The sequence below is a fragment of the Microtetraspora sp. AC03309 genome (genome assembly GCF_020826795.1).
Classification (GTDB): Bacteria; Actinomycetota; Actinomycetes; order Streptosporangiales; family Streptosporangiaceae; genus Microtetraspora; species Microtetraspora glauca.
Genome location: NZ_JADDIL010000079.1, coordinates 38,383 through 45,175 on the forward strand (window position 1 = coordinate 38,383; position 6,793 = coordinate 45,175).

Consider the following 6,793-nt stretch of genomic DNA (forward strand, 5'->3'; position numbering starts at 1 on the left):
TCACATCTCCCTCAGCTTGGGGTTGAAGACCTCGTCCAGCCCGACGTTCATGACGTAGAGCGCGCCGACGATGGCCGTGATCCCGGCTCCCGGCGGGATGAACCACCACCACATGCCGAGATGCAGGGCGCTCCACCGGGCCGCGTTGTTGAGCATCAACCCGAGGGAGACGCCCTGGGTCGGGCCGAGCCCGATGAAGTCCAGCGAGGCCGCGATCAGGATCGACCCGCCGAAAAGCAGGATGAACGTCATGAACAGGTAGGAGCTCATGTTCGGCGCGATCTCCCTGACGATGATCTTCGGGGTGCGCACGCCGCTGAGCCTGGCCAGGTCCACGAAGTCACGCGAGCGCAGCGAGAACGTCTGCGCCCGGATCGCCCGCGCCGCCCACGGCCACGACGTCAGCCCGATGAACAGCGCCTGCACCCCGACGCTCCGCACCCCCAGGTACGCGTTGACGATCAGGAGGACGACCAGCGCGGGCAGCACCAGGACGATATTGGTGATCATGTTGAGGATCTCGTCGACCAGCCCGCCCCGGTATCCGGCGGTGAACCCCACCGCCATCCCGATGACGGCGGCCAGGCCCCCGCCGAGGAGCCCGACCAGGAACGTGGCGCGCAGGCCGTACGCGAACTGGGCGAAGACGTCCTGGCCGAAGGTCGTGGTGCCGAACCAGTACTCCCCCGACGGCGCGGACGCCGCGGGCCCGACGTAGTCGTTCGGGCCGTAGTCGATGGTCAGCGGCACGAGCAGCGCGGTCAACAGGAACACCAGGACGACGACCAGTCCGGCGACCAGCTTGCCGTTGCGCAGCGCGAAGTACAGCGCCTCGCGGCGCGGGGCCCGGACGGTCGCCACGGCGGCGGACCCGGCGGCCGTCACCGCGGCGGACCCGGCGGCGGACTCGGCCACGGACTCAGGGGGCTCGGCGGTCACGCGGCTTCTCCCATCCCGATCCTGGTACGCGGATCGACCACGACGTACGCGACGTCGATGACGAAGTTAGCGATCAGCACGCCGATGACGATGAAGAGGAAGGTCCCCTGGAGCAGGAAGAAGTCCTGGTTCTGAATGGCCTTGAGGATCAGGTGCCCGAGGCCCGGATAGGAGAAGACGATCTCGGTCACCAGCGCCCCGGCCACCAGCACGCCGAGTTGCAGGGCGAGCCCGGTGATCTGCGGCAGGATCGCGTTCCTGAAGGCGTACCGCCGTACCAGCCGCCGGGACGCGCCGAGCGACTGGAGGTAGTGGACGTAGTCCGCCTCCAGCTCGTAGATGATCATGTTGCGCATGCCGATCGCCCACCCGCCGAAGGCGACCAGGAACAGCGAGGCGAACGGCAGCAGCCAGTGCTCGACGAGGCTCCCGAGGAACTCCCACGACCACGACGGCTCCATCGCGAAGCTGTACGCCCCGGCGACCGGCAGGACGCCGGCGACGATGCCCAGCCCCCAGGCGAGCAGGATCGCCAGCCACATGTAGGGGGTCGCGGTCAGCACGTAGCCGACGGGCAGCGCGGTGTTGTCCAGCCATTTCCTGCGGGCAGCGAACGCGCCGAACCGGTTGCCCGCGACCCAGCTGAGCAGGATGGCCGGGACCAGCAGCCCCAGCGTGTACGGCACGGCCCGGACGATGACGTCGGTGACCGGCGTGGGGAACACCCAGATGCTGATGCCCAGGTCGCCCTGGAGCAGGGCCGCCCAGAAGTTGGCGTACTGCTTCCACAGGGGCAGGTCGAATCCGAACAGGTTCGTGTAGTGCGCGCGCATGGCCTCGACGGCCTCCGGCTGCGCGATGTTCGCCCGGGAGAGCATGCTCTGCACGGGGTCACCCGGCATGAACCTCGGGATCATCCAGTTGATCGTGACGGCCACGAAGAACGTGAGACCGTAAATGAGCAGCTTCCTGCCGAAATATCGCCACAAACTGACCTCCCGGTCGCGAAGTGAGCGCCCCCTCCCGCGGGGAAGGGGGCGCGAACGGTCAGCCCGCCACCGGCTGGAGTTCGGTCAGCATCAGGACGCCGCCCATCTCCAGCCAGTTGCGCCACACGGTCGGCGCGTACTTCGGCGCGCCGGGCGCGCTGGACGGCCAGTTCTTCCACACCGCGTCGCTGGTCTGCGACCAGAGGCCGTTGTACCAGAGCGGGATCACCGGCATGTCCTGGAGCTGGATCTTCTGCAGCTCGGAGGTGACCTTCTTCATCCCCTCGACGTCATCCGGCTTGACGCCGTCGAGCTGCTGGGCGAGCTCCCACGCCTTCGCGTTCTCGTACCGGCCGAAGTTGACCGTGGTCTGCAGCTTCTGCACCGGCGTGCGGAACAGGTAGTCGTAGTACAGCCAGGGCGTGTTCGCGAGCTGCTTCTCGTTGTTGAGAACCATGTCGAACTTGCCGGAGTTACGGGCGTCCACGAGCGCGTTGTAGTCGGGGAAGTCCGGCTCGACGTTGATCCCGACCGCCTTCGCGCCGGCGCTGATGACGCGGATCGCCTCCATCCAGTCGGTCCACCCGGCCGGGACGATCAGCTTCAGCGAGATCTTGCCGCCGCTCGGCGTCTCGACGAACCCGTCACCGTCGGTGTCCTTGTATCCGGCGTCCGCGAGCAGCTTCTTGGCCTTGGCCGGGTCGTACGAGAAGCCGAGCTGGCTCACCACGCTCTGGTCGACGTACTTGTCCCACTGGGGCAGCAGGCCGGTCGGGTTCGACGCCTTGACCAGGTTGCCGTACACGTTCTCGACGATCTTCTTCGTGTCGACGGAGAAGGCCACCGCCTTGCGGAACTCCGCGTCGTCCATCGGCTTCTTCTTGGTGTTGAGCACCAGCCACGCCGTGTTCGCCGACATCATGTACGGCGGCTCGGGATAGTAGGTCTTGATCCCGAAGTTGCCCTTGACCAGGTTCGCGATGCCCGGCAGGAAGTTGGTGCTCAGGTCGAGGCCCTTCTGGAGCAGCAGCCCCATCGCGACCTCGTTGCTGGAGTTGACGATGTCCACGATGTACTTGGGCTTGACGTCCTTACTCAGGGCCTTCGTCGCCCACCAGCCGTCCCGCTTGACCCACACCATGCGGTCCTGGTCGTGGGACTGGTAGGCGTACGGCCCGGTGCCGACCGGCCGCTCGTTGCTGCCGTTCATCACCTCGTCCTCGGAGCGGCCCTCCCAGAGGTGCTTCGGCACGATCGCCCTGCTGTACAGGTTGTTCGCCCACTGCTGGTGGTTGGCCTTGGTGAAGGTGAACTTCACCGTCTGGGCGTCGACGGCCTCCGCGCTCCGCAACCACGTCCACACCGGGTGGTACGGAACCGTCTCCATCTTGCCGAGCTCGAAGGTGAAGACCACGTCGTCCGCGGTGAGCGGCTTGCCGTCGGACCAGGTCACGCCTTGCCTCAGCTTGAGCGTGTACTCCTTGTCACCCGTCCACTCGCCACTCTCCGCGAGCCACGGCGTGAACTTGTCGGCGTCCGGGTCGTACAGGAAGAGGGTCTCGTAGACGAGGCCCTTGGTGCCGGTGGCGAAGTCCCACTCCCGCAGCGGGTTCCAGTTCGCCGGAGGCCCCCACTGGGTGCCGCTCGTGTAGAGGGTCTCGTTACGGGGGAACGATCCGCCGGCCGCCGGAGGCGCGGCGCCGTCCGCGGCCTTCGGCGCCTGGGTGGCAGGTGTGCCCGCTCCGCCGCCACCGGAGCACGCGGCGACCAGGCCGGCCGCGAGGAGCGGGATCAGGATCCGCACTCGGTTTCGCATCGTGATTCTCCTTCCCCCTCGCGGATCGCCGCGTGGAGGTCCGAAACAGCTGAAGCCCCGATGGTCGACATGAACCGGTCTAGGTCGTGCTTCGTGGATCTTCTCGCCCTACCGCGGCCGCCCGGGACGGCGCCTCGCGGCGTCGTCCCCCACCCACGAGCACTCCTCGCGGGCTCGGGGCTTCCGCGGGGTGCGGAAAAGCCGGCCGGTGACTCCGCTCCGACCTCCTTCTCCGCCTCGCGAGGCGTCCATTCGGCCGATCCTCGCTTCGGCAGAGATCCACGAACACTCCCTCATGCCCCTTCCGAACGGCGAAGCCCGCCCATCAGGGCACGGTCAGACGGCGTCACATGACGTTTTCGTCGGTCGGCACCACGCCTTCCCGCCGCCAACGCCCGACGCTGAACCGGATAAGTACCGAGACCGTAAATTCGGTGTGTCTACGGTGTCAATAGCGCCGAGCGTAGGTGTGACATCTCCGAGACATCCGCCTCATGTAGTAAAGTGCTGGCACTAGACCGGTTAACCAAGGGGCCACGTGAGAAGACCGACTATCGCCGACATCGCGCGGCAGGCCGGGGTTTCCAAAGGGGCGGTCTCCTACGCGCTCAACGGCCAGCCCGGCGTGTCCGAGACGACCAGGGCGCGCATCCTGGCGATCGCCGACGAGATCGGCTGGCAGCCGAACAGCGCCGCCCGCGCGTTGAACGGCGCCCGCGCCGAGGCGGTGGGCCTCGCCCTGTGCCGGCCCGCGCGCTTCCTCGGCATGGAGCCGTTCTTCATGGAACTGATCAGCGGCATCGAGAGCGAGCTGGCCAACCACTCATGCGCCCTGATGCTGCAGGTCGTCCGTGACCACGAGACCGAGATGGCCGTCTACCGGCGCTGGTGGGGAGAGGGCCGGGTCGACGGCGCCATCCTCATCGACCTCCACGTGGACGACCCCCGCGTCCCGGAGATGCAGGCCCTGGGCATGCCGGTTGTCGTGATCGGGCACCCCTCCTCCGCCGGTTCGCTGGTGCCCGTCTGGTCGGACGACGGCGCCGCCATACGCGAGACGGTGGAGTACCTCGCCGCGCTCGGCCACCGGCGCGTCTCGCGCGTCGCCGGGCTGCCGCGGCTGGTGCACACCGTCATCCGCGACCGGGCCTTCGAGGATGTGTGCGCCGAGATCGGGATCACCGAGTCCGTGACCGTGCACACTGACTACACCGGCGAGGAGGGCGCGAGGGCCACCCGCAGGCTGCTCAGCTCTTCCCGACGTCCGACCGCGATCGTCTACGACAACGACATCATGGCGGTGGCCGGCCTGTCCGTCGCCCAGGAGATGCGGCTCAACGTCCCCTCCGACCTGTCCATCGTGGCCTGGGACGACTCCCCGCTCTCCCAGGTGGTCCGCCCTCCGCTGACCGCCCTCACCCGTGACATCCCCGCGTACGGCGCGCACGCCGCACAGCGGCTGCTCGCCCTGATCGACGGCACGGAGACCGGCCCGCTCGAAGACCAGGCCGCCCGTCTCACCCCGCGCGGCAGCACCGCCCCGCCGCCCGAATCCTGACGCCTTCCCCGGACGGCGGCAACGACGACGGTCATTCCCCGGCGATCTCCCGTTCGTAGACGGCCAGGGTGTCGATGAACATCTGCCGCTGGTCGGCAGTGAGAGGTTCGAGTGCCTTCCGCCAGGCGGTGGCGCCCTGCCCCAGCCAGCCGTCGATCGCGGCGCGGTGCTCGTCGGCGATGCTCACGATCTTTCTGCGCCGGTCGGCGTCGTCCTCCCGCCGCTCCAGGATGCCCTTACGGCTCAGCTCGCTGACCATGAGGCTCACGGTCGTCGGAGCGACCTCGAGCCGGGCGGCCAGTTCGTTCACGCCCATCGGGCCGTCGAAGAGCAGATAGGCGAGCAGGGACAGGTGCCGGGGCGCGAGAGAGAACGATCGCAGTTCCTCGGGAATCTGGATCCGCTTCACTCGCCCCACCATGCGCGGCATGACCAGCAGCAATGTGCGAATCGCATCATCGACGCCCAGGCCGGATCCGCCGTCCCCTCGGCCACCGGTTGACATCGTGACCCCTCCCGATTAGCTTTGCATGCAAATAAGTTTTGCTTGCAAAGCAAACTCTCCTGTTCGGCCGATGCTATCGGAGAGGTCGATCCCATGACAGAGCAGCAACCGGCACCCTCGGACTTCAACCAGCAGGTCATCGCGGAGTTCCGCGCGAACGGCGGCAAGGTCGCCGGCATGTTCGAGGGCGCCCCACTCATCCTCCTCACCACCACCGGCGCTCGGAGTGGCCGGCCCCACACGAACCCCGCGGTCTATTTGCGGGACGGCGATCGGGTCCTCGTCTTCGGCTCCAACGCGGGCCGCCCGAAGAACCCCGACTGGTATCACAACCTGCGGTCCGATCCCCTCTGTACCGTCGAGATCGGCACTGTCGACGGACGGGTCGAGACCTACGCCGCCCGAGCGGAGCCGATCGAGGGTGAGGAACGCGACCGGCTCTACCAAATCCAATGCGAACTCGACCCGGCGTTCACGGCCTACCAGGCCGGAACCTCGCGCACCATCCCCGTGATCGCACTGCACCGCGTCGATCGCTCAGCGGGCGCGGAACAGAGCCGGCGGAACCACGCGATCGCTCAGTTCCTCGTACGCGTACACGATGAGTTGCGCGGTGAACTCGCCGCGATCCGTAAGGACGTCGACGACTACTTCGCTGATCAGCACCTCACCGAGAAGGCGCTGCCGTCCGGCTCCCGGCGACCGCGGCTGGACCGGAAGCTGGACCGGAAGCTGGCCCAGCACTGCCTGCTCTTCTGCGACGCGCTCCACGGCCATCACACCAACGAGGACGGTGCCTTCGCCGACTTCGAGAAGCGGTTCCCCGAACTCGCCCCTGCGCTGGATCGGCTCCGCCGAGAGCACCGTCTGGTAGCGCAGGCGGTGACCGATCTTCAGGCACTTCTCGCCCGCCTCGCTCCCGAAACCGACCCCTTCGAAACCGACCCCCTCGAAACCGACCCCCTCGAAACCGACTCCCTTGAAAC

Annotated in this window: 6 protein-coding genes; 2 read left to right on the forward strand and 4 right to left on the reverse strand. The window is 67.5% G+C overall.

Going from position 1 to position 6,793, the window contains the following annotated elements; genetic code table 11:
- Genes IMZ11_RS34715 through IMZ11_RS34725 form a run of 3 tightly spaced genes read right to left on the reverse strand, consistent with a single transcriptional unit; the run spans window position 1 to window position 3,744 of the window.
- Entirely contained in the window at window positions 1-885 is an 885-nt protein-coding gene (locus tag IMZ11_RS34715) for an ABC transporter permease (RefSeq protein WP_228646679.1), read from the reverse strand.
- 50 nt (window positions 886-935) lie between these two features.
- Window positions 936-1,928 (reverse strand): ABC transporter permease, encoded by a 993-nt coding sequence (locus tag IMZ11_RS34720; protein ID WP_061261609.1) that lies wholly within the window; start codon window positions 1,926-1,928, stop codon window positions 936-938.
- A gap of 58 nt (window positions 1,929-1,986) precedes the next feature.
- Entirely contained in the window at window positions 1,987-3,744 is a 1,758-nt protein-coding gene (locus tag IMZ11_RS34725) for an ABC transporter substrate-binding protein (RefSeq protein ID WP_228646671.1), read from the reverse strand.
- 538 nt (window positions 3,745-4,282) lie between these two features.
- Between IMZ11_RS34725 and IMZ11_RS34730 the strand changes: the two genes are divergently transcribed.
- Window positions 4,283-5,302 (forward strand): LacI family DNA-binding transcriptional regulator, encoded by a 1,020-nt coding sequence (locus IMZ11_RS34730; protein ID WP_228646672.1) that lies wholly within the window; start codon window positions 4,283-4,285, stop codon window positions 5,300-5,302.
- A 31-nt stretch (window positions 5,303-5,333) separates the two neighbouring features.
- On the opposite strand, the gene IMZ11_RS34735 is transcribed toward IMZ11_RS34730, so the two are convergent.
- Window positions 5,334-5,711, reverse strand: coding sequence for a MarR family winged helix-turn-helix transcriptional regulator (locus IMZ11_RS34735; protein WP_228646673.1), 378 nt, complete (start codon window positions 5,709-5,711; stop codon window positions 5,334-5,336).
- 189 nt (window positions 5,712-5,900) lie between these two features.
- Here IMZ11_RS34735 and IMZ11_RS34740 point away from each other — a divergent pair.
- Window positions 5,901-6,793, forward strand: an 893-nt coding sequence (locus tag IMZ11_RS34740) for a nitroreductase/quinone reductase family protein (RefSeq protein ID WP_228646674.1), incomplete at its 3' end; no start/stop codon positions are given.